At 54.7% G+C, this 22,108-nt stretch carries 17 protein-coding genes and 1 pseudogene; 1 reads left to right on the top strand and 17 read right to left on the bottom strand.

The genetic code is table 11. The annotated features are described in order from the left end of the window. Positions 1-449: 449 nt before the first annotated feature. The 8 genes and pseudogenes from G340_RS0111990 to G340_RS0112025 all read right to left on the bottom strand — a co-directional run. Positions 450-695, bottom strand: a complete 246-nt coding sequence (locus tag G340_RS0111990; protein ID WP_020073892.1) for a DUF6061 family protein — start codon at positions 693-695, stop codon at positions 450-452. Continuing rightward, positions 692-991, bottom strand: coding sequence for a hypothetical protein (locus G340_RS0111995; RefSeq protein ID WP_020073893.1), 300 nt, complete (start codon positions 989-991; stop codon positions 692-694). Before G340_RS0111995 ends, G340_RS0111990 begins: the two co-directional genes overlap by 4 nt. A 146-nt stretch (positions 992-1,137) precedes the next feature. Continuing rightward, entirely contained in the window at positions 1,138-2,424 is a 1,287-nt protein-coding gene (locus tag G340_RS0112000; protein ID WP_020073894.1) for a plasmid recombination protein, read from the bottom strand. Between the two features lie 393 nt (positions 2,425-2,817). Continuing rightward, entirely contained in the window at positions 2,818-3,072 is a 255-nt protein-coding gene (locus G340_RS0112005; RefSeq protein WP_020073895.1) for a hypothetical protein, read from the bottom strand. A gap of 135 nt (positions 3,073-3,207) precedes the next feature. Next, entirely contained in the window at positions 3,208-4,380 is a 1,173-nt protein-coding gene (locus G340_RS0112010) for an AAA family ATPase (protein WP_020073896.1), read from the bottom strand. Then, positions 4,370-4,705 (bottom strand): plasmid mobilization protein, encoded by a 336-nt coding sequence (locus tag G340_RS0112015; protein ID WP_020073897.1) that lies wholly within the window; start codon positions 4,703-4,705, stop codon positions 4,370-4,372. Before G340_RS0112015 ends, G340_RS0112010 begins: the two co-directional genes overlap by 11 nt. A 2-nt stretch (positions 4,706-4,707) precedes the next feature. Continuing rightward, on the bottom strand, positions 4,708-5,781 hold the full coding sequence (locus G340_RS0112020; RefSeq protein ID WP_020073898.1) for a site-specific integrase: 1,074 nt from the start codon (positions 5,779-5,781) through the stop codon (positions 4,708-4,710). A gap of 4 nt (positions 5,782-5,785) precedes the next feature. Continuing rightward, positions 5,786-5,980: pseudogene (locus G340_RS0112025) on the bottom strand (helix-turn-helix domain-containing protein); the annotation flags it as partial. 342 nt (positions 5,981-6,322) lie between these two features. On the opposite strand from G340_RS0112025, the gene G340_RS0112030 reads away from it, so the two are divergent. Continuing rightward, positions 6,323-6,847 (top strand): helix-turn-helix domain-containing protein, encoded by a 525-nt coding sequence (locus tag G340_RS0112030; protein ID WP_020073900.1) that lies wholly within the window; start codon positions 6,323-6,325, stop codon positions 6,845-6,847. Between the two features lie 152 nt (positions 6,848-6,999). Here the strand turns inward: G340_RS0112030 and guaA are convergent, their stop codons facing one another. The 9 genes from guaA to G340_RS0112080 all read right to left on the bottom strand — a co-directional run bounded on the left by guaA (position 7,000) and on the right by G340_RS0112080 (position 22,074). Further along, on the bottom strand, positions 7,000-8,535 hold the full coding sequence (gene guaA, locus G340_RS0112035) for a glutamine-hydrolyzing GMP synthase (protein WP_027103986.1): 1,536 nt from the start codon (positions 8,533-8,535) through the stop codon (positions 7,000-7,002). Positions 8,536-8,561: 26 nt separating this feature from the next. Then, positions 8,562-10,391, bottom strand: coding sequence for a glutamine--fructose-6-phosphate transaminase (isomerizing) (gene glmS / locus G340_RS0112040; RefSeq protein WP_027103987.1), 1,830 nt, complete (start codon positions 10,389-10,391; stop codon positions 8,562-8,564). A 301-nt stretch (positions 10,392-10,692) separates the two neighbouring features. Beyond that, positions 10,693-11,970 carry an adenylosuccinate synthase gene (locus G340_RS0112045; protein ID WP_020073903.1) on the bottom strand — a complete coding sequence of 426 codons (1,278 nt, stop codon included), beginning with the start codon at positions 11,968-11,970 and terminating at the stop codon, positions 10,693-10,695. Positions 11,971-12,296: 326 nt separating this feature from the next. Next, the gene (gene purB, locus G340_RS0112050) at positions 12,297-13,727 is read right to left on the bottom strand and encodes an adenylosuccinate lyase (protein ID WP_020073904.1); all 1,431 of its coding nucleotides are present in this window, start codon (positions 13,725-13,727) and stop codon (positions 12,297-12,299) included. A gap of 136 nt (positions 13,728-13,863) precedes the next feature. Next, a complete protein-coding gene (gene purF, locus G340_RS0112055; protein WP_020073905.1) occupies positions 13,864-15,315 on the bottom strand; it encodes an amidophosphoribosyltransferase in 1,452 nt (483 codons plus the stop codon). 147 nt (positions 15,316-15,462) lie between these two features. Beyond that, complete coding sequence (gene purC / locus G340_RS0112060; protein ID WP_020073906.1) at positions 15,463-16,167, bottom strand: phosphoribosylaminoimidazolesuccinocarboxamide synthase; 705 nt, start codon at positions 16,165-16,167, stop codon at positions 15,463-15,465. Between the two features lie 177 nt (positions 16,168-16,344). After that, the gene (gene carB / locus G340_RS0112070) at positions 16,345-19,563 is read right to left on the bottom strand and encodes a carbamoyl-phosphate synthase large subunit (RefSeq protein WP_020073907.1); all 3,219 of its coding nucleotides are present in this window, start codon (positions 19,561-19,563) and stop codon (positions 16,345-16,347) included. After that, positions 19,560-20,636, bottom strand: a complete 1,077-nt coding sequence (locus tag G340_RS0112075) for a carbamoyl phosphate synthase small subunit (protein ID WP_027103988.1) — start codon at positions 20,634-20,636, stop codon at positions 19,560-19,562. The genes carB and G340_RS0112075 overlap by 4 nt, the downstream gene beginning before the upstream one ends. A gap of 217 nt (positions 20,637-20,853) precedes the next feature. Continuing rightward, positions 20,854-22,074, bottom strand: a complete 1,221-nt coding sequence (locus G340_RS0112080) for an LL-diaminopimelate aminotransferase (protein ID WP_020073909.1) — start codon at positions 22,072-22,074, stop codon at positions 20,854-20,856. Between the last annotated feature and the right edge of the window lie 34 nt (positions 22,075-22,108).

A 22,108-nucleotide genomic window follows, 5' to 3' on the forward strand; every position in this document is an offset into this window, starting at 1 on the left:
TGCCGCCATTCGGAATATATCCGCATCCAGGGGTGGAAGTTATCTTTGCAAATTTTGCAAAAACGCTTCGACCTCCGCTTGGCATGCCCATTTATATGATGGGTGTCCGGCTCGTATATATGCTAACACGCCGGTTAAAAATATTCAATTCCCTTTGTAAGAGTAACTTCCGGTTTGACCAATGTTTGTAAAACTTACTTCCGGCCTTGCGGGGAGGACCGTGTTTTTACGGAATTTAGTCTTGCAAGAACTTTGGAGAACTGGAAGTAAGTCATGCAAACTGGAAGTTACTTTTGCAATTTACCCCAAAAACACTCCATCTCGTTGGTTTCGGCATTATTATATCACATGCAACACGAATTTTCAAGAATATCTCACGAGATCGTGAATATTACTTTTGAAGAAATGAGAATACCGCCCGCAGGATTTCTCCCACGGGCGGCGAGCGGTCAGCTATCCAAATGCTTGTATTCGGTTACGGTTCTCAGATAGGTCTCGGGATTGCCATTGAGTATCAGCTCGGCGTATGCCACCGGGTCATTGTAGATCAGATAGTCCAGTTCTGACCGCTGATACATATTGTCGGTCACTTCATTCTCCACGGCGATTGTATCAATCGCTATCATGCTACCGTCATCGAATTTCAGCTCAACGCAGGCGGTATCCATGTTGAACGCACAGGATAGGATTCTCATTGTTCTTGCCGCCTTAATCTTTCGGTGTTTTTCTTTGCCAGTTCGCTGGCAGCTTTGCGGCGGCTTTCGTCATAGGGGGCTGTCAGCTTGAAACCGAATCGCCCTTTACTGACCTCAAAGGTTAGACAGCCGTTTCCGTCATCGTCGATCAACCGACACTCAGAGGGATATTTCCCGGCGTACTCGGCGAGCCTGTTTTTGAGTGCGGTATTGTAGGTACAGACCTCAATTATACTGTCTGCTTCGTTAAAATAGATGTTGGTTGATTTCTGTTTCTTGGAAAGACCTGTTCTCATAAAACCTCCTGTTTTTCACGAATTTTTCTCAGCTCATCACCTGTAAAAGTGAGCTGACTTTTGGATAGGGAGCGCCCAAACGACGTGCGGTACGATTTGAACGCTCCCATTTGATAATTTGCGATTTTTCCAGCTCTACACGGGAATCAACGGACATCGTCCCTTGTGGGCGTTTTCTCTCTGTGTCGGGAGAAGTAAGGCCACAGATTGTTGTGTGAAATCACTTCCTCATAGGTGCGAAGTCTGCTGCGGAGCCGGTCATTTTCCTGCTCCAGATCCGCTGTGCGGAGCTTACCACGGATGGGCTTGTATTGAGCCAGCTCTGCCTTGACCGCAGAGAGTTCCGTTACCAGCGATTCGATTTTTGCCTTCAGATCGGCAATGGTTTTCTTCGCATCATTTAGGAGCTTTTTCAGCTTGCCTTCATGTTTTTCCTGTGCGTAGTATTTCTTTGCAGCGGCAGCCAGCGTTTCATACTCGGTTTTTTCAAGTGATACTCTCGACGGGGAGAGCATGACAGGCCTGGCTTCGATTTTATCAATACTCTCAATGTCAACTTTCCTCTGTCTGGTCTTTTCAATTTTCTTATCCAAAGCCGCAGCTTCTGCTTCTTTCTGCTGTGTCTGCTCAGTGAGGTCTGCAAGGCGTTCCTGCTCACGCTCCACTTTGAATTGTGTAACTGTCAGATGTTCCTCGGAGCTGCCACGCTCACCACGTTCGATGTCAGTATATCCAGCAGTTCTCATGTGAATAAAGAAATCGTCTTGCAACACAGAATAGGATTTTTTCAGAACGGGCTTGCCGGACTTCGTGCGAAGCTCCTGCCCATCCTCGTCAAGTGCCGGCTTGGAATCCCACTTTTTGCTCATACTGACCTGCATGATACGCTCCTTGACGGTGCCACGGAGTGATTCGTCCTTGCATCGTTTCGACCAGCGGATTTCTTTCTCCACAACGGGGATATAGACCACGTGAAGATGGTAGTGGTACACATCCTCTCCTAACGCTTCAGACATTGCCCGATTGCGTTCATCGGCGTGCATCACAGCCGAGAGGATATATTGCTCGCCGCCCACAATTTCGATTGCGCTTTTGTAGGCTTCGGCGTAGAATTGTTTTGCAAAGTCATAGCCGCCGTGATTGTAAAAGTATGCGGAGTTTACATCGAAGATCAGCTCACCGAATTTCTCTGCATCGGCCTTTAGACCACGGGTGGAGATTGTCCCGTCTGCCACCATCTGATCGAACATTGCGATGTAGTCGGCGGTGGGTGTTTTGAAATGGACATTCATGCTTTGTCGTTCCGGCACAATGTCCTGGTTGACATAGCTTTCTTTTTCACGCTCATTATGACCTTGAGCGTTGGAAACTTTATCCGTTGTCATTCTCATATTTCTTGCGCTGGTACGGTGAATACCGTCGCCTCTTGCCATAGGCATTTCCTCCTGTAATTTTGGTTGGTGGTACGGGATAGCGTTTTTGGGAAACACTTCTGCGGAAGTGTAATAACCCACTATGATACTTTCATCCTGCGGCTGCAAAGTATCGTGGGCTCTCCGAGGGGGTATGCGGCATCTGAGGATGCCTTGCCGCCTTTTTCGGCTTGTGAGTAGTACCCACATCCTCAAACGCAGTGTGACCGTCAGCCTTTCCGCAACTGAATTTGCTCCAATGCCGCCGCCCACAAGCAGAGCAGATTATGAAAATCTACTCTGCCATCCATCTCAAAATCTGCGGATTTTTCGATGGGGACGGGGGATGCGCCAGGGCTGTGTCAGCCAATGTTTTGCCTTGTCTGCCGAGCACAGGAGCGTGGCACGCTCCTGTCATAGCTCCCAAGGAGGAGTTGTCCAGCGGTAGCTCTGCGGCACTCCACGGCGGTCAAGATATTCCTGCCTTGCCTGTTCACGCTGTTCCTCGGTGGGGGCTGTCTTATATTGCGAATAGAGCTGGCGGTTGAGCATGGCATCCAACTTTTGCTCCAACCCTCGCCGGATGTCCTCGTCAAAATCGTCCTCGCCGTTCAGGTGGTAAAGTACCAGATCGACGAACAGCTCATAGGGTATCTGTACAGATTTCATTCAGTTCGTTTCCTTTCTGGCAAGTTCCCAATTTGGGAACTTGCCACATTGTCCGCAACGATAGCGACGATAGCGACGGTGGTTTTTGTGGTATCATTATCATCGTTGCAACCGTCGCAACCGTCGCACTTCGGTTTACCGAGATGATTCTAAGGGCAACAAGATCAGCGTAACCCTGCGCCCCGAGTGTCTGGCTTTGTTCTCATAACTGATGCTGTATTCGTCTTTGAGCCTGCCACATTTGACATTCAGATACTTGGTCAGAGCATTTGCCGCCATGCCCGTATTGACCGCTTCTGCAAGTTCTGAGGGAGAACCCGTCCATTCCCTCTGCTCTGTCGAAACGAGCCTTGCAACGGCTTCCAACACCTTGTCAGGCGGCTCCCGGTGCAGTTCTGTTTCCGTCCGTTCCAGGTTCCATATCTGTGTGTTTGGGTCTTTGCTCAGATAGAGAATCTGGTCTTGCTGGTCACGCCCCACCACATCAACGGTCGCTTCCAGTGCAGTGCGCTTTTTCTTCTGCATCAGCAGAGCCCCATCGGCACAGCCCAGCAATCCTGTTGTGCCGGAAATCATCTCAAAGCTATCTCCGGCGGGTTGCTTTCTTGTGTGATGGACGATCAGAACGCAGATACCGTACTTGTCGGCAAACTGTTTGAGTTTGCCGATGATTTCATAATCACTGGCGTAGCTGTAGGCTTCGCCGCCAATCTCACGAATTTTCTGCATGGTGTCGATAATGATGAGCTTGGTGTCGGGATGCTCTCTCACGAAAAATTCAAGCTGTTCATCCAGCCCGTTTCCAATCTTATTTGCTGCCGTAGCAAAGTGAAGCTTGTCGCTGTCCTCGACTCCGTACATCATAAACATACGCCTTTGAATACGCTGGTAATCATCCTCCAAGGCGAGGTAAAGCACCGTTCCTTGATGGACTTCAAACTCCCACAGCTTTTCTCCTGTGCTGACATGATAGGCGATCTGAGCCACCAGAAAGGACTTGCCGATCTTCGGCGCACCGGCGAGAATATATGCCCCGCCGTAGAGCAAACCGTCGATGATCGGCGGTCTGCTCTTGTAGGTGGTCTGATACAGCTCGGTCATGGAAACCGTATGCAGATAGTACGGACTTGCCATGCGCTGCATCTGACGATAAAGTTCTTCCAGATTTTCCGAAGAGTTTTCGTCAGGGTAATTGATTTCTGTGTTGGAAATGGGTATACTACTATCAGACTTTGTTTGAAATGACTGCCCTTCCTCTGCGCCAACAGAGGGAACCGGGGCAGTCTTTTCTTTCTTGTCAATTCCCATAGGCACTGTCCTCCTTCATTCCGTCCATAATGTCTGCAATCAGATTGATGGCGTCCAGCAGCTCGTCATTCACGCCATCGCCGGCCTCAATGCGCCGAAGCTCATCCAGAACAGCACCAAGTTGATCTCTAAGCGCCTTGAATACTCTCGGATTTCCCTGTACCACCACATCTTTGCAGAGAAGTCTGCGGGTGATATAGTCCTGTTTGGTAAGCCCTGTGAGCTTTACAGCGAGGTCGATCTGTGCGTTTTCCTCGTCCGATACTCGGAACGCCACCGTCCTGTTTCTCCATCGGTTGTGATTGTCCATGTTCTTTGCTGACATAATCATGCTCTCCTTTCCATATTCAATTTGTCTGCCATCTCCGTCTGCTTGGACGGGAACAGATGAGCATAGTTGTAAGTGATGTCGATACTCTCATGCCCCACACGGTCAGCAATAGCCGTAGCGGAGAATCCCATATCAATCAAGTGTGAAACATGGCTGTGACGGATATCGTGGATTCTGATACGCTTTACCCCAGCTTCCTTTGCGCCCCTGTCCATTTCCCTGTGCAGACCGCTCTTGGTCACAAGGAACATTCGATCGTTTTCACCAATGTCATAGAGCTGCTTCAAGTAATCATGAATTTCCTCAATGAGAAACTGCGGCATGGTAATGACACGGTTGCTCTTTTCTGTTTTGGGAGTGGTGATAACATCCTGCCCGTTCAAACGCTGATAGGACTTGTTGATGCTCACCATTCCTTTCTTGAGATCGAAATCTGCCGGGGTGAGTGCCAACAGCTCACCCTCACGGATACCGCACCAGTAGAGCATTTCAAATGCGTAGTAGAACTGGGGCTTGTCCATCATCACTTCTGCGAATTTCAGATATTCCTCTTTCGTCCAGAACAACATTTCACGGTTTTTCTTCTTGCCCATGCTGCCAGCTTTCTTACAGGGATTTTCCCGGAGGTTATAGAACTTTACCGCATGGTTGAAGATGGCGCTGAGCTGATTGTGGACGGTTTTGAGATATACCGGGGAGTAAGACTTGCCTTTTTCATCCTTGTAGTTCAGAAGATCGTTCTGCCATGTGATGATCTGCTGGGCAGTGATATTACACATCTTGAGCTTTCCAAAGTACGGCAGCAGTTTGGAGCGGATGATATGCTCCTTGGTTGCCCAGGTGTTTTCCTTGATACGGGTCTGCATATCTGCCGTGTACTGCTCCACGAAACTCTTGAAGGTCATATCCAGATCGGAGGTTGCCTTGCGGAGTTGTTCACGCTCCCAAGCCTGTGCTTCTCGTTTGGTTTGAAATCCTCGCTTCTGCGTCTGCTTCTTTTCGCCTGTCCAATCGGTATAGCGGTAGATCACTCGCCAAGTACCGGTCTTTTCTTCCTTATAAACAGCCATAGGATTACTTCCTTTCTGTTCCGCTGTAGCAGAACTTTTCCATAAAGTATTTGCGGTTGACCCTCCCCGCAATGGTCATATAACCTTTTTCTTTCAGCTCCCTGTTGAGCTGCTGCATGATCTTGTAGGCATGGGAGACGGATATACCCAGTTCCTGTGCCACATCATTGACTTTCATAAAGCTGTTCTCGTTCAATAGACGTACCTCCTGTGTTTTACTGTCCTGCCGCTGCTATTCGGTTGTGTTCATTCTGCTTTGTGCATCGCCTCCTTGTGATTTTTGATTCCTGACATAATAATTCTTATTTCGTGTCGGATACTTTCTTGTCGCCTCCGATTTGCCCGAGCGAGTATTATCATGCCATATTCAGTTGACTAAGCAAAATAGCTTAGCTTTGCTATCATTATACTAAGCATTTCTGTTAATGTTAAGTGGTTTGCAGGGAGAATATTAAACAAAATTATTTAGATTCATATTGACTGTCCTAAACATTTCTGCTATACTGTGCATATCATAAGATACATACAGGAGATGGCTGTTATGGCGATTGGTGAAAGAATTCACTTTTTCCGCAATATGCGTGGTATGACACAGAAATACCTTGGACAATTGTTGGGCTTTCCGGAGAAGTCCGCTGATGTTCGTCTGGCACAGTATGAAACAGGGGCAAGAACCCCGAAAGCAGACTTGACCGCATCTCTGGCCAATGCCTTGGATGTCTCTCCGCAGGCGTTGGCCGTGCCGGATATAGACTCCTATATTGGACTGATGCACACGCTGTTTACGCTGGAGGACAGATACGGCCTCAAGATCGACGAGGCAGATGGGGAAGTCTGCTTGAAGGTCGACATTCGCAAAAACAAGGATGCTGCCCGTCTGCACGAAATGCTGTGCGCCTGGCGTCAGACTGCTGCCATGCTGAAAGTGGGCGAGATCACGCAGGAGGAATATGACCGTTGGCGGTACCGCTATCCCGAGTTCGATACCACACAGCGTTGGGTGAAAGTTCCTTCACAGGAACTTAGCGATCTGCTCGTTGAAGCCTTGAAAAGGCCTGACAATTAAATAAATAGCAAATCAAAAAGAGCTAACTGACTTAATCAAAATCAGTTAGCTCTTTCTCTTTGAATAATGAAATTATGTTGCCATTTCGTTGCCACGAAAGGCTCTAATCCTCGAAAAGTCCAGTGTTCACTGGGCTTTTTCGACCTCTGAGATTATTCCCACTCAATGGTGGCCGGGGGCTTGCTGGTGATATCGTACACAATGCGGTTGATGCCGCTCACCTCGTTGATGATGCGATTTGAAACCTTCGCCAGAACATCGTAGGGGATTCTGGCCCAGTCCGCCGTCATAAAGTCAGTGGTGGTCACACCGCGCAGCGCGACGGTAAAGTCGTAGGTACGGCCGTCGCCCATCACGCCAACACTCTGCATACCGGTGAGCACCGCAAAGTACTGGTTGATCTGTCTGTCAAGACCAGCTGTGGCAATCTCCTCACGGAAAATTGCGTCGGCCTCTCGCAGAAGGTCAAGTTTCGCCTCGGTAATATCGCCGAGTACGCGGATCGCAAGGCCCGGGCCTGGGAACGGCTGGCGGAAGACGAGGAACTCGGGAATGCCAAGCTCCAGGCCGACGCGGCGAACCTCGTCCTTGAACAGGTCACGCAGCGGCTCAACAAGGCCGGTAAAGCCGATGTCCTCCGGCAGACCGCCCACGTTGTGGTGGCTCTTAATGACCGCCGCTTCGCCCACGCCGCTTTCGACCACGTCCGGGTAAATCGTGCCCTGGCACAGATAATCCATATGGCCAAGCCTTTTGGCCTCTTCCTCAAAGACGCGGATGAACTCCTCGCCAATGATCTTGCGCTTCGCTTCCGGCTCAGATACCCCCGCCAAACGCGACAGAAAACGCTCCTGCGCGTTCACGCGGATCAGGTTCATGTCAAACTGCCTGCGGAACACCTGCTCCACCTGATCGCCCTCGTCCTTGCGCAGAAGGCCGTGGTCGACGAAGATGCAGGTCAGGTTCTTGCCGATGGCCTTGTGCACCAGCACCGCGGCCACGGAGGAATCCACGCCGCCGGAGAGCGCGCAAAGCACCTTCTTGTCGCCGACGCGCTCCTTGATCTGGCGGACGGTTTCCGCCGCGAAGGCATCCATCCGCCAGTCGCCGGAGCAGCCGCAGACACGGTACAAAAAGTTTTTCAGGTATTCGTTGCCCTGCACGGTATGCTCCACCTCGGGGTGAAACTGCACGCCGTACAGGCGCTTCTCCGCATTTTCCATTGCCGCCACAGGGCAGGCGCGGCTGTGAGCGCGCGCCGTGAATCCCTCGGGCAGCGCGACGATTTTATCGGTATGGCTCATCCAGCACACGCTGGTTTGCTCCACCCCGTGAAACAGCCCGGAGGAAAGATCAAACTCCACCGGGGTCTTTCCGTACTCCTTCACGGTAGAGGGCTCCACCCTGCCGCCCAGCTTATAGGCCATCAGCTGCGCGCCGTAGCAAATTCCCAGAATCGGAACCCCGAGCTCGAAAATTTCTTTATCGCAGCCGGGTGCTCCGGGAGCATAGGCGCTGTTGGGGCCGCCGGTAAAAATAATCCCTTTATAGCCCGCCTTCTGAATCTCCTCAACCGACGTTTTGTACGATTTGATTTCGCAGTACACATTCAGGTCACGCACACGGCGCGCGATCAGCTGGCTGTACTGTCCGCCGAAATCCAAAATTAAAACAGCCTCGTTATGAATCGTCATAAAATTCCCCTATTCCTCAGTTATTCCACAGTCACGGATTTTGCCAGATTGCGCGGCTTATCAATATCGCAGCCCTTCATGGACGCCACGTAGTACGCAAACAGCTGCAGCGGTATCACCGCGAGGGACGGCCGCATGATTTCGCAGGCCGTCGGCACTGAGAACAGGAAATCCATGTCCTTTCCGATCTCCTGCGCGTTGTCTTCGGTGGTCAGGCCCAGCACCAGCGCGCCGCGGCTTCTCACCTCAATCACGTTGCTCATCATTTTCTCGAGCAGCTGCTGGTGCGTGGCGACCGCCACAACCAGCGTTCCCTCCTCCATCAGAGAGATCGTTCCGTGCTTCAGCTCGCCAGCGGCGTAGGCTTCGGAATGAATGTACGAAATTTCCTTCAGCTTCAAAGAGCCTTCCAGAGAAATGGCGTAGTCCAGATTGCGGCCGATGAAGAAAATATCCTTCGCGCTGAAATGCTTCGACGCAAAATACTGAATATTCTCTTTGTTTTCTAACGTCTTTTCCACCTTATCCGGCAGCTCCTGCAGCTCCTTGACGTAATCCGCGTATTCTTCGGGGGTCAGGCGGCCGAGCAGATCCGCCATATAAATGGCCAGCAGATACACAACCGCCAGCTGTGTGCTGTACGCCTTTGTCGTGGCCACCGCGATTTCGGGGCCCGCCCAGGTATACAGAACATCATCGGAATCGTTAGCGATGGAACTGCCCACCACGTTCACGATCGAAATGATGCGCGCGCCAAGGCGCTTGGCTTCGCGAAGAGCCGCCAGCGTATCTGCCGTTTCGCCGGACTGGCTGATGACAATCACCAGAGAGTTTTTATCGAGAATCGGCTGGCGGTAACGGAATTCGGAGGCAACATCCACTTCCACCGGGATGCGGGTCAGCTTTTCGATCACGTATTTTGCCACCACGCCCACATGGTACGCGGAGCCGCAGGCCACGATGCTGATGCGGTTGAACTTGTGGAGCTGCTCCGCCGTGAGGGTCACGTTGTCAAGCGTGATGCGGCCGTCTTTCACACGGGGAGAGATCGTGTCGCGCAGCGCTTTGGGCTGCTCCATGATCTCCTTGAACATAAAGTGCTCGTAGCCGCCCTTTTCCGCAGCGGAAAGATCCCAGTCGATGTGAACCAGCTCTTTTTCGATGGGCTCCTTCTCCATATTGAAGATCCGCACGCTGTCGCGGGTCAGCTCAACGATCTCGTTGTCCTTCAGGCGGTAAAAATTGCGGGTGCGGTTCAGGATGGAGGGAATGTCGGAAGCAACATAGTTTTCGTGCTCGCCAAGGCCGACCACCAGCGGGCTGTCTTTGCGCACCGCGTACAGCTTATCGGGATCATCCACGCACAGGATGCCGAGCGCATAAGAGCCCTGCAGGCGCGAAATCACGCGAATGAACGCATCAAGAATATCGCCGTCGTAATAGTATTCCAGCAGCTGGGCCACAACCTCAGTATCTGTTTCCGATACGAAGCTGACGCCCTTCTTGATCAGCTTTTCTTTGAGCTCCTGATAATTTTCGATGATGCCGTTATGCACCACCGCGAATTTTCCGGAATTGCTCACCTGCGGATGGGAGTTGACGTCGGAGGGCTTGCCATGGGTCGCCCAGCGGGTATGGCCGATGCCGACCGTACCCTGCAGCGACTTTCCGCCGTCCACCAGGTCGCTGAGCACCTGCAAGCGCCCCTTGCTTTTCACAACGCGCAGCGCATCCCCCGTATATACTGCCATACCTGCGGAATCATACCCGCGGTATTCCAGCTTTTCCAAACCGTTTAACAAAATGGGTGCCGCCTGATCACCGCCGATGTAACCAACGATTCCACACATGATAAATGCCACCTTTCTTTCCCTGTGATAGTATGAATACAATTTCAAAAGGCTGTCGATTTCTTCCCTGCCTTTGGCGGAGGAAGGACCTGCTGTTTTCACGCAAAATCACTTCTTCGGTGAATGCGCCGTAAAGGAATTAAAAATAGGAAGAAGCGCCAACCGTTTTTTCAAGTTGACGCTTTTGTTTACGAAATTTGCCATGCGGAATTTGTGGTATTCCGCCTTAAAAAATCCCTGCTTTCTCTCCCTGCACACTGCGGGGAGAGAAAGCGCTGTTCTGCAATCGAACGACACACCGTTACCGATAGATAATATCGCTGCGGGACGGCCCGTTCGACACGATTTTTACCGGAACACCGATCTGCTCCTCCGCAAACTCAATGTAGCGGCGCGCGTTTTCGGGAAGATCCTCGTAGCGGGTGATGCCGCGCAGATCGCAGCACCAGCCGGGCATCGTCTTCAGCACCGGCTTGCACCGGCGCAGCTGAGAGGCTGGCGGGAAATAATCGATCTGCTTGCCGTCGAGCTCATACGCCACGCAAACGGGAATCTCCTTGAGGTAGCCGAGCACGTCGATCACGGTGAGCGCCACGCTGGTAGCGCCCTGCACCGCGCAGCCGTAGCGCGAGGCCACGAGATCGAGCCAGCCCATTCTGCGGGGGCGGCCCGTTGTGGCGCCGTACTCGCCTCCGTCGCCGCCGCGGCGGCGCAGCTCGTCGGCCTCTTCACCGAAGATTTCGCTGACAAACTCGCCCGCGCCCACGGCGCTGGAATATGCCTTTACCACGGCGATGATCTCCTTGATCTCATACGGCGGCACACCGGCGCCGACAGCGCCGTAGCCGGCCAGAGTGGAGGAAGAGGTCACCATGGGGTAAATGCCAAAATCCGGGTCTTTGAGTGCGCCGAGCTGGCCTTCGAGCAAAATGGTTTTGCCCTCCTTGACCGCCCGATGCAGGAACGTGAAGGTGTCGGCCACATAGGGCTCGATCATCTGACGGTATTCCATCAGTTTTTCATAAACGGCGTCCACCGTCAGCGGCTCTTTGTGGTACAGGTGCTGGTACAGCGAATTTTTCACGTCCAGAACCCGCTGAATCTTCTCTTTCAGCTGCGCCTCGTCGTCGTACAGCTCGCTGACCTGAAAGCCGATTTTCGCATATTTATCCGAATAAAACGGCGCGATGCCGGATTTGGTGGAGCCAAAGGACTTGGAGGACAAACGCGCTTCCTCCATCGCATCCATTTCAACATGGTAAGGCATTACAATCTGCACGCGGTCAGAAACCATCAGCTTCGGCTCCGGAACTCCGCGCTGACGCAGGGAATCCATCTCCTTGATGAGGTTTTCCACACTCAGCGCAACGCCATTGCCGATGATGTTGGTCGTGTGATTGTAAAATACGCCCGAGGGGAGCTGGTGCAGCGCGAACTTGCCATATTCGTTGATAATGGTATGGCCCGCATTGCTGCCGCCCTGGTACCGGATCACGATGTCGGACTGCGCCGCCATGACGTCGGTAATTTTCCCTTTTCCTTCATCGCCCCAATTGGCGCCTACTATCGCTTTTACCATTAGTACTGCTCACTCTCCGCCGGTGCCGCACCAGCCAATATTTTCCGCCGCCCACGGCTTTTCATTCGGCAGCGGATCAATTTGTAATCTTATACCGCCGACGCAGAGCGCCGAGGGCATCTTTTGAATCAGGGTGTCCCGACCGCTTATCGCTTAGATGGGTCGATTGGCAATCTCCCACCGTTTCGGCCATACTGCCGCGGGCACAACGTGCCGCTGCGGTGTTTTTTTAAAATTGCGCTTTAAAACGCCCGTGATTATCATACCACAAAACACCCCAAAAGCCTACGGTTTTCTTTGGATTGTCCGCGGATTTTACGTTTTGTTTACAAATGAATTTCCACTTTTTTTATCTCTATGGAATCATATTCCTTCAAGACGGGATTTACCACTCCGCTCACAAATTCCTGCGTTTGTTCCGCGGCACAGCCCGTATACTGCGACGGATCCACCAGGCCGGAAAGCTCCTCGCGCGTAACGCCGAACACCGGGTCCGCTGCGATGCGGTCCAGCAGGTCGTTTTCGCCACCCTGCTCTTTGACGACCCTGGCCGCCTCCATGGAATGCACGCGGATCTGCTCGTGAAGCTGCTGGCGATCCGCCCCGCGCTTGACCGCGTCCATCATGATATTCTCGGTGGCCATAAAGGGCAGCTCGCGCAGCAGGTGCTGCTCGATTACCTTGGGGTACACCACAAGGCCGTCGGCCACGTTGCTGTACAGATCCAGAATGCCGTCCACCGCCAGAAACGCCTCGGGAACGCTCAGGCGCTTGTTCGCGGAATCGTCGAGCGTGCGCTCAAACCACTGGGTGGCGGCTGTGATGGCGGGATTCAGGCTGTCCACGATCACATAACGCGCCAGAGAGGCGATGCGCTCACTGCGCATCGGGTTGCGCTTGTACGCCATGGCGGAGGAACCGATCTGCCCTTTCTCAAAGGGCTCCTCGATCTCCTTCATGTGCTGCAGAAGGCGGATGTCGTTCGAGAACTTGGTAGCGCTCTGCGCGATTCCGCTCAGAATGGAAAGAATCTGGCTGTCGAGCTTTCTCGAATACGTCTGGCCGGAAACGGCAAAGCAGGAGGAATACCCCATCTTCTCCGCAATCTTGCGGTCGAGCGCCTTTACCTTCTCATAATCGCCGTCAAACAACTCCAAAAAGCTGGCCTGTGTGCCGGTAGTACCCTTCGAGCCGAGGAGCTTTGCCTTGCCGAGCTGGTATTCGACGTCCTCCAAATCCATCAGAAGATCCTGAATCCAGAGCGTGGCGCGCTTGCCCACGGTGGTGGGCTGCGCGGGCTGATAATGCGTAAACGCCAAAGTCGGCAGGTCTTTGTACTCCACCGCGAAACGCGACAGAATGCGGATGACGCCGACGAGCTTGTCGCGCAGCAGGCGCAAAGCCTCCGTCATGACGATCATATCGGTGTTGTCCCCCACATAGCAGGAGGTGGCTCCCAGATGAATGATCGGGCGCGCCTTCGGGCACTGCTCGCCGTAGGCATACACATGGGCCATTACGTCGTGGCGCACGATCTTCTCGCGCTCCTCGGCAACCTCGTAATTGATGTCGTCGGCAAAGCGGCGCATTTCATCGATCTGCTCCTGCGTAATGGGCAGGCCCAGCTCCATTTCCGACTCCGCCAGGGCGATCCAAAGGCGGCGCCAGGTACGGAACTTTTTGTCCGGCGAAAATAAAAACTTCATTTCGGCGCTGGCGTACCGCGCCGAAAGAGGGGATTCGTACGTGTTTTTCAATACTGCAACCTCCAAGCGTATTTTGGGGCATGTTTCAAATCTTTTCGCTTTCAAAGGGCGCCGGCTTCCTGCCCGCCCGCGGCAAAACAGGAGTGCGGCTTTGCGCAAAGCCGCTTTGAAAAGCAAAGGGAGCCTGTTACAGCCGCTGAATCGGCATACAGTAGTTCTGCGGCCTGTGCTCGATCATCTCCTGCGGAATCTCGGTGGGGTAATTCCCGGAGAAGCACGCGTCGCAGTAGCCGGAACACTTGCCTCGGAGCATGCCGGGCAGGCTGTCCAGCGACAGGAACGCCAGTGAATCCGCAAAATTCATCCTGGCGATTTCCTCCACGCTGTGCTGAACGGCAATCAGCTCATCCCTGGTGGGAATGTCCGTACCGTAGTAGCAGGGCCACAAAAACGGCGGCGAGCTGATGCGCAGGTGAACCTCTTTGGCGCCGGCGTCCTTCAGCATCGACACAATGCGCCCGCTGGTCGTGCCGCGCACGATGGAATCGTCGAGCAGAACCACGCGCTTGCCGCGCACCTCGCTCTCCAGCGCGTTGAGCTTAATGCGCACACTGCGCTCGCGCTCGGACTGCGTGGGCTTAATAAAGGTGCGGCCAATGTAGGAATTCTTGACGATGCCCTTCTGGTATGGGATGCCGGATTCCTCGCTGTACCCGATGGCGGCGTCGATGCCGGATTCCGGCACACCGATGACCACGTCGGCCTCCACGGGGCTTTGGCGCGCCAGCAGACGGCCCGCTTCTTTGCGGGACTCGTACACGCCGAGCCCGTCGATTTTGCTGTCGGTACGGGCAAAGTAAATATACTCGAACACACACAGCGAGCGCCGGGCCGGAACCTTGTTGTACAGGTATTTCAGCCCGCTGGGGCCTGCGGCGATCAGCTCGCCCGGCTCCACGTCGCGCACAAATTCCGCGCCCGCCGCGTCGAGCGCGCAGCTTTCGGACGCAAAGACGATATCCTCGCCGATCTTGCCCATGCAAAGCGGGCGGAACCCGTTGGGGTCACGCACCGCGATCAGCTTCTGAGGGCTCATAACCAGAAGAGAGAACGAGCCCTCGATCTTCTGCATGGCGCGGAACACGGCCTCCTCAATGGAGGCTGCGCCGATCCGCTCCCGGGCGATCATATACGCGATCACCTCGGAATCGATTGTGGTTTGAAAAATACAGCCGTTTTTCTCAAGCTCGCGGCGCAGCTCGTGGGCGTTGGTCAGGTTGCCGTTGTGGGCGATCGCCAGCGTGCCCTTGATATAGCGCATCACAAGCGGCTGGGCGTTTTCACGCACACTGTCGCCCGAGGTCGAGTACCGCACGTGAGAAAGGGCGATTTGCCCGTTCAAACGATTCAGAATCGAGTCGCTGAACACCTCGGACACCAAGCCCATGTCTTTGAAATAAGAAATCACCCCACGGTCGTTCACCGCGATGCCGCAGCTCTCCTGCCCGCGGTGCTGCAGCGCCAGAAGGCCGTTATAGCACGCGAAAGCAGGCGGAATCTCTTTTCCGGCTTTGCTGTAAATCCCAAATACCCCGCATTCCTCGCGGGGCTTCCAGGAGGACTCTTCAAAATCCGTCAACAAATTCAACTCCTCATCAGTCTTGGCACAGGCATATCATCATGCCCTTTCAAAAAGGCTGTCGATCTCTTGCTCCGCCTTCGGCAGGGCAAGAGATCGCTGTTTTCCTGTAACGCTATTTTCAAAGGGAAACGGCTGCCAAATTCATTACAGGCCAATGCGCTTCATCACTTCGGCATAAGCCTCCTCCACGCCGCCAAGGTCGCGGCGGAAACGGTCTTTGTCGAGCTTTTCATGGGTGTTGATGTCCCAGAAGCGGCAGGTATCGGGGGAAATCTCGTCAGCCAGAATGATCTTGCCGCCGCAGCGGCCGAACTCGAGCTTGAAATCGATCAGCTCAATGTTGACCGAGCGGAAGAATTCGCACATCAGCTCATTGATGCGCAGCGCCATCTTGCTGATGATATCGATCTCTTCCTTTGTGGCGAAGCCGGCGGCAAGAATGTGGTACTCGTTCACCATCGGGTCGCCGAGATCGTCGTTTTTATAACAGAATTCCAGCACCGGGGTGCGCATGGGGGTGCCTTCCTCCAGGCCAAGTCGTTTGGCAAGGCTGCCGGCCGCCTTATTGCGGACAATCACCTCAAGCGGAACAATCTCTACCTTTTTCACCAGCGTTTCGCGGTCGCTCAGCTCTTTGACAAAGTGAGTGGGGATGCCGTCTTTTTCCAGCATTTGGAACATGAAATTGGACATGCGGTTATTCACGACGCCCTTGCCGACAATGGTTCCCTTTTTCAGGCCATTGAACGCGGTGGCGTCGTCCTTATAATCCACAATGTAGCAAGCGGGATCCTCAGTAGCGTAAACTTTCTTTGCTTTTCCCTCGTACAGTAAATTTCCTTTTTGCATGATTCTTTCCCCCTGTTTTTGTTTCCATCGGCGGGCCTTAAAAGAAGGCCCGCGCTGCTTCGATGCGGCAGATCCGCCGGCAGGCTGCCCGCGGGCGATTTATGAAAGAACCTCATGCCGTTACCGGCGGCAACGCCGCCGACGGCTGAGAGAGCTTTGAAGAACAAACGCTTTTTGTTATAAGAATACCAGAAAGGACGAAACCTTTGTGATATCCACTACGGAAAGGTTCGTGTCCTCCACGTGCTGCACGCAGCGCAGGAACGCGTTTGCGGTGTCGAGCGAGGTCAGGCATGGAATGCCGGCCTCCACCGTGTTGCGGCGGATCAAAAATCCGTCGCGGCGGTGCTCCGCGCCCTTCGACGGCGTGTTGATGACAAGGTCGATGGTGCCGGAGAGGATCACGTCCAGAATGTCGGGCGCGTCGCCGCCCACCTTGTTCAGGCGGACATTCGGTATGCCGTTCTCTTTGAGATAGTTCGAGGTTCCCTCGGTGGAATAAATCGTCCAGCCGAGGTCGCACAGCCCTTTGGCGATGGGCAGAACCTCTTCCTTATCCTGATCCTTTACGGTGATGATCACATTGCCGTTGGTCAGAAGGTGCATGCCCGCGCCCTGGAACGCCTTGATCATGGCTTCCTCAAAGCTTCTGGCGATGCCGAGCACCTCGCCGGTGGATTTCATCTCCGGCCCGAGGTTGACGTCCGCCCCGTACAGCTTTTCAAACGAGAACACCGGCATCTTGATGGCAATGAGCGACTTGCTCGGCTGCAGGCCGTACTGGTAGCCCATTTCCGGCAGCGTTTCACCGAAGAAGGTGCGCACCGCAAGGTGAACGATCGGGATGTCCGTAATCTTGCTGATATACGGCACCGTTCGGGAGGAACGGGGATTCGCCTCAATGATATACACCTGCTCATCCTTGACGATGAACTGAATATTCAAAAGGCCCCTCACTCTGAGTGCCAGCGCCAGCTTTCTGGTGTAGTCCACAATCGTGTCCTCTACCTGCTTTGAAAGGCTCTGCGCCGGGTAGACCGAGATGCTGTCGCCGGAGTGAACGCCCGCGCGCTCCACGTGTTGCATGATGCCGGGGATTACGGTGTCGACGCCGTCGCAGACCGCGTCCACCTCCACCTCGGTACCCATCAGGTACTTATCCACCAGAATGGGGTGCTCCTGCGCGATGGTGTTGATAATACCGATCTGCTCGCGGATATCGTCGTCGCTGTAAGCAATGTCCATGCCCTGGCCGCCCAAAACATAAGACGGACGCACCAGCACGGGGTAGCCCAGCTCGTGAGCCGCCTGCAAGGCCTCTTCGCAGGTAAACACCATGCGGCCCGCGGCATGCGGAATGCCGCACTGTGCCAGAATTGCGTCGAACCGCTCACGATCCTCCGCCTCGTCAATGCTGTCAAAGCTGGTACCGAGCAGCGGAATCCCCATTTTCTCAATGGCGCCCGCCAGCTTGATGGCGGTTTGGCCGCCAAACTGAACCACAGCGCCGTCGGGTTTTTCTAGTTCTACAATATGCCAAACGTCCTCCGGAGTCAAGGGTTCAAAGTAGAGTTTATCGGCAATATCAAAATCCGTGCTGACGGTTTCGGGGTTATTGTTCACAATAATGGTCTCAAAGCCCAGCTTTTTCAGCGCCCACACACTGTGAACGGAGCAGAAGTCGAACTCGATGCCCTGACCGATGCGGATGGGGCCGGAGCCGATGACCATGATCTTTTTGCGGCTGCGTTCGGGGCGCGATTCATTCTCGTCGCCATAGCTCGAATAATAGTAAGGCGTTTCCGCCTCAAACTCCGCGGCGCAGGTATCGACCATTTTATATACGGGGCGAATGGCCCATTTCTCTTTCAGCCCGCGGATCTCCTCAATGCTGATGCCGGAGAATTTCGCGACGGTTTCGTCCAGAAAGCCGAACGATTTGGCTTTCTGGAGCAGCTCTTTGCTCATCGGCTCGTTGGCAAGGCGCTTTTCCACCGCGATGATGGACTGCAGCTTTTGCAAAAACCAGCGGTCGATCTTTGTGACGCTATGGATTTTCTCCATCGCGAAGCCGCGGCGCAGCGCTTCCGCCACCGCGAACAGGCGGCGGTCGTCCACTGCGTGAATGCGCTCGGAAACGTCAAGATCCGAAAGGCCGTCGAGCTCCGCGTCGGTCAGATCAAACATGTTCTGCTCCAGGCAGCGGATGGCCTTCATCAGGGCAGCCTCAAAGGTGGGAGCAATGCCCATCACCTCGCCGGTGGCCTTCATCTGCGTGCCGAGGCTGCGGCGGGCGTGGACAAATTTATCAAACGGCCACTTCGGGATTTTCACGACGCAGTAGTCGAGCGTCGGCTCAAAGCAGGCGTAGGTTTTTTTGGTGATCTCGTTCTCAATCTCGTCGAGCGTATAGCCCAGCGCGATTTTGGAGGCGACCTTCGCAATCGGGTAGCCTGTCGCCTTGGAGGCCAACGCGGAGGAACGGCTGACGCGGGGGTTTACCTCGATGACGCAGTACTCAAAGCTTTCGGGGTTCAGCGCAAACTGCACATTGCAGCCGCCCTCCACTTTCAGCTCGTTGATGATCGCGATCGACGCGCTGCGCAGCATCTGGATTTCCTTATCCGCCAGCGTCTGGCAGGGTGCCACGACGATGGAATCGCCAGTGTGAACGCCCACGGGGTCGAAGTTTTCCATATTGCAGACGGTGATGCAGTTGCCGTTGCCGTCGCGGATCACCTCGTACTCGATTTCCTTCCAGCCGGAGATGCAGCGCTCGATGAGCACCTGATTCACACGGCTGCGGTGCAGGCCCATGGAGGCGATGGCATGGAGCTGTTCCTCCGTGTAGGCGATGCCGCCGCCGCTGCCGCCGAGCGTGTACGCGGGGCGCACCACCACGGGGTAGCCGATGCGCTTTGCGATGAGCAGGCTGTCCTCCACCGTTTCGGCGATCTCGCTTTCGGCGCAGGGCTGGGAAATGCGGGCCATTGCCTCCTTGAACAGCTCGCGGTCCTCCGCCATGCGGATGGTATCGGCGTTCGTGCCGATCATGCGGACGTTATGCTCCGCCAGAAAGCCGGATTCCTCCAGCTCCACCGCGAGGTTTAAGGCGTTCTGGCCGCCGAGGGTGGGCAGGACGCTGTCGGGCCGCTCCTTCAGGATCACCTTTTTCAGCGTGTCGATCGTCAGCGGTTCAATATACACCTTGTCGGCGATCTCGCCGTCCGTCATGATCGTCGCGGGGTTGGAGTTGACGAGGATGACCTCCACGCCCTCCTCGCGCAGCGCGCGGCAGGCCTGCGTGCCCGCGTAGTCAAACTCGGCGGCCTGGCCGATCACGATCGGGCCGGAGCCGATGATTAATACCTTCTGAATGCTGCTGATTTTGCTCATACGCGGCCCCCTCCCATCAAGTCCATAAATCTGTCGAACAAAAAGCCCGTGTCGAGCGGGCCGGAGCAGGCCTCCGGATGGAACTGTACGGAGAACACACGGCCGTTTTTATAATCGAGGCCCTCTACGCTCCGGTCGTTCATGCTGATATAGCTGACCTCTGCAACAGAAGAGTCGATGGTGCCCGCATCCACCACATAGCCGTGGTTCTGCGAGGTAATGTACACGCGGTTGCTTTTCAGCTCTTTCACCGGGTGATTGATTCCGCGGTGGCCGTACTTGAGCTTGTACGTGTTCGCGCCCTGCGAGAGCGCCATAAGCTGGTGCCCCATACAGATGGCGAAGGTGGGGATGCCGCTCTCGTAAACGCGTTTGAGCTCCGCGATCTCTTTCACGCAGGCCTGCGGATCCCCGGGGCCGTTCGAGAGCATCACGCCGTCCGGGTTCCATGCCTTGATCTCCTCAAACGGCGTGTCGTTCGGGAAGCGACGCACCGTGCAGCCGCGGCGGGTAAGCGAGCGAATGATGTTCTCTTTGGTGCCGTAATCGAGCAGCGCCACCTTGACCGAACCGTTGCCGTAATCGCGCGGCTTGCGGATGCTGACCTGCGAAACGCCGTTCGGCACAACGTGCGCGGCGATTTTGCGCTTCATTTCGTCGCGGTCGACCTGATCGCCGAAGCAGAGCATGCCGCGCATTGTGCCGCTCTCCCGCAGGCAGCGGGTGAGCGCACGGGTGTCGATCCCGCTGATTCCGGGGATCCGGTTGCTTTTCAGGTATCCGTCCAGGTCGATATCACAGCGAAAATTGCTGGCGATCCCGGAAACGGAGTGAACGATAAACGCTTCCACCCAGGGGTGACCGGCTTCCGCGTCCTCATAACAGATTCCGTAGTTTCCGATCATGGGGTAAGTCATCACAACGCCCTGGCCCGCATAGCTGGGGTCTGTAAGCAGCTCGGTGTACCCGCACATGGCGCTGTTGAACACTACCTCGCACAGCACGTCGCGGGGCTCGCCAAAGCCCTGACCCTCAAAGGCCATTCCGTTTTCCAACAGTAATAATGCTTTCACGCTAAAACCACCATTTCTTCGCGCCGCTGATTTACGGTCACTGCGGCAGCGCGCGACATGCCGCAGCACGGGGAATGGTCCCGGCTTGTTGTCGGCGGCCAAACCCCGCCGGTAAGCCCTGCTGCCGGAGCCTGCTCTTCGGCTGCCTGGCAGACGCAAGATCGGGCGGGTCCGGCGGCAGGGCCGCTGTTTCGTTAATTGGAAAATTCAGGCTGCATCAGGCTTTGAAAGACTCGATGATTCTTGCCACAGCCTTTTCCGTATTCTCTTTGGTATTAAACGAGGTCAGGCGGAAATACCCCTCCCCGGCAAGGCCGAAGCCGGAGCCCGGAGTGCCGACCACGCCGGTTTTTTGCAGCAGCAGGTCGAAGAATTCCCAAGCGGTGAGCCCGCCCGGCGTCTTGAGCCAGATGTACGGGGAATCCACCCCGCCGTATACCTCAAAGCCGGCGGCAGCCAAGCCATTGCGGATGATCTTCGCGTTGTTTTGGTAATAGGCGATATTCTCGCGGATCTGCTTTGCGCCCTCTTCGGAATACACCGCCTCCGCCGCGCGCTGAATCACATAGGGAACGCCGTTCATCTTGGTGGACTGGCGGCGGCTCCACAGGCGGTTGAGGGATACGCCGTCAAACTCGAGCTGCTTCGGCACCACGGTAAACGCGCAGCGGGTGCCGGTAAAGCCCGCGGTCTTGGAGAAGCTGCGGAATTCGATCGCGCAGGTCTTTGCGCCCTCGATCTCATAAATGCTGTGCGGCATACCGGGGGTGGTAATGAACGCCTCATACGCGGCGTCGAAGAGGATGAGCGACTTGTTTTCGTTGGCGTAATCCACCCACTTTTTCAGCTCATCCTTGCTGATGCCTACGCCAGACGGGTTATTCGGGAAGCACAGGTAGATCAAATCCACCGGTTCCTTGGGCAGGTCGGGCAGAAAATTCTTCTCCTTTACGCAGGGCATGTACACGATGCGGCTCCAGCCCTTGCCCTCCACGTATTCCCCGGCGCGGCCGGCCATCACGTTGGTATCCACATACACCGGGTACACGGGGTCGCACACGGCCACAACGTTGTCCTGGCCGAAAATGTCGCCGATGTTGCCGGTGTCGCACTTCGCGCCGTCGCTGACGAAAATCTCGTCGATGCCGATATCGACGCCGCGCTTTTTGAAGTCGTTGTCGGCAATGGCCTGGCGCAGAAATTCATAGCCGCACTCCGGGCCATAGCCGCGGAAGGTTTCCATCTTGCCCATCTCGTCGGCGGCCTTCTTCATGGCGTTCACCACCGCCTGCGGCAGCGGCAGCGTCACATCGCCGATACCAAGGCGGATGATCGGGCGGTCGGGATTGTTCTTCACAAACTCATTTACTCTCTTCGCAATATCCACAAAAAGATAACTGGGGGGAAGCTTGACAAAATTTGAATTGACCTTCAGCATAATACAATCTCCTTATTTTCTCTATCTACAATCA

The sequence above is a fragment of the Faecalispora sporosphaeroides DSM 1294 genome, assembly GCA_000383295.1.
In the GTDB taxonomy this organism is placed as follows: Bacteria; Bacillota; Clostridia; order Oscillospirales; family Acutalibacteraceae; genus Faecalispora; species Faecalispora sporosphaeroides.

Coding starts and splice junctions, on each gene's coding strand:
- G340_RS0111990 (WP_020073892.1), bottom strand. CDS start 695: ATGAGAATCCTATCCTGTGCGTTCAACATGGATACCGCCTGCGTTGAG.
- G340_RS0111995 (WP_020073893.1), bottom strand. CDS start 991: ATGAGAACAGGTCTTTCCAAGAAACAGAAATCAACCAACATCTATTTT.
- G340_RS0112000 (WP_020073894.1), bottom strand. CDS start 2,424: ATGGCAAGAGGCGACGGTATTCACCGTACCAGCGCAAGAAATATGAGA.
- G340_RS0112005 (WP_020073895.1), bottom strand. CDS start 3,072: ATGAAATCTGTACAGATACCCTATGAGCTGTTCGTCGATCTGGTACTT.
- G340_RS0112010 (WP_020073896.1), bottom strand. CDS start 4,380: ATGGGAATTGACAAGAAAGAAAAGACTGCCCCGGTTCCCTCTGTTGGC.
- G340_RS0112015 (WP_020073897.1), bottom strand. CDS start 4,705: ATGTCAGCAAAGAACATGGACAATCACAACCGATGGAGAAACAGGACG.
- G340_RS0112020 (WP_020073898.1), bottom strand. CDS start 5,781: ATGGCTGTTTATAAGGAAGAAAAGACCGGTACTTGGCGAGTGATCTAC.
- G340_RS0112030 (WP_020073900.1), top strand. CDS start 6,323: ATGGCGATTGGTGAAAGAATTCACTTTTTCCGCAATATGCGTGGTATG.
- glmS (WP_027103987.1), bottom strand. CDS start 10,391: ATGTGTGGAATCGTTGGTTACATCGGCGGTGATCAGGCGGCACCCATT.
- G340_RS0112045 (WP_020073903.1), bottom strand. CDS start 11,970: ATGGTAAAAGCGATAGTAGGCGCCAATTGGGGCGATGAAGGAAAAGGG.
- purC (WP_020073906.1), bottom strand. CDS start 16,167: ATGCAAAAAGGAAATTTACTGTACGAGGGAAAAGCAAAGAAAGTTTAC.
- carB (WP_020073907.1), bottom strand. CDS start 19,563: ATGAGCAAAATCAGCAGCATTCAGAAGGTATTAATCATCGGCTCCGGC.
- G340_RS0112080 (WP_020073909.1), bottom strand. CDS start 22,074: ATGCTGAAGGTCAATTCAAATTTTGTCAAGCTTCCCCCCAGTTATCTT.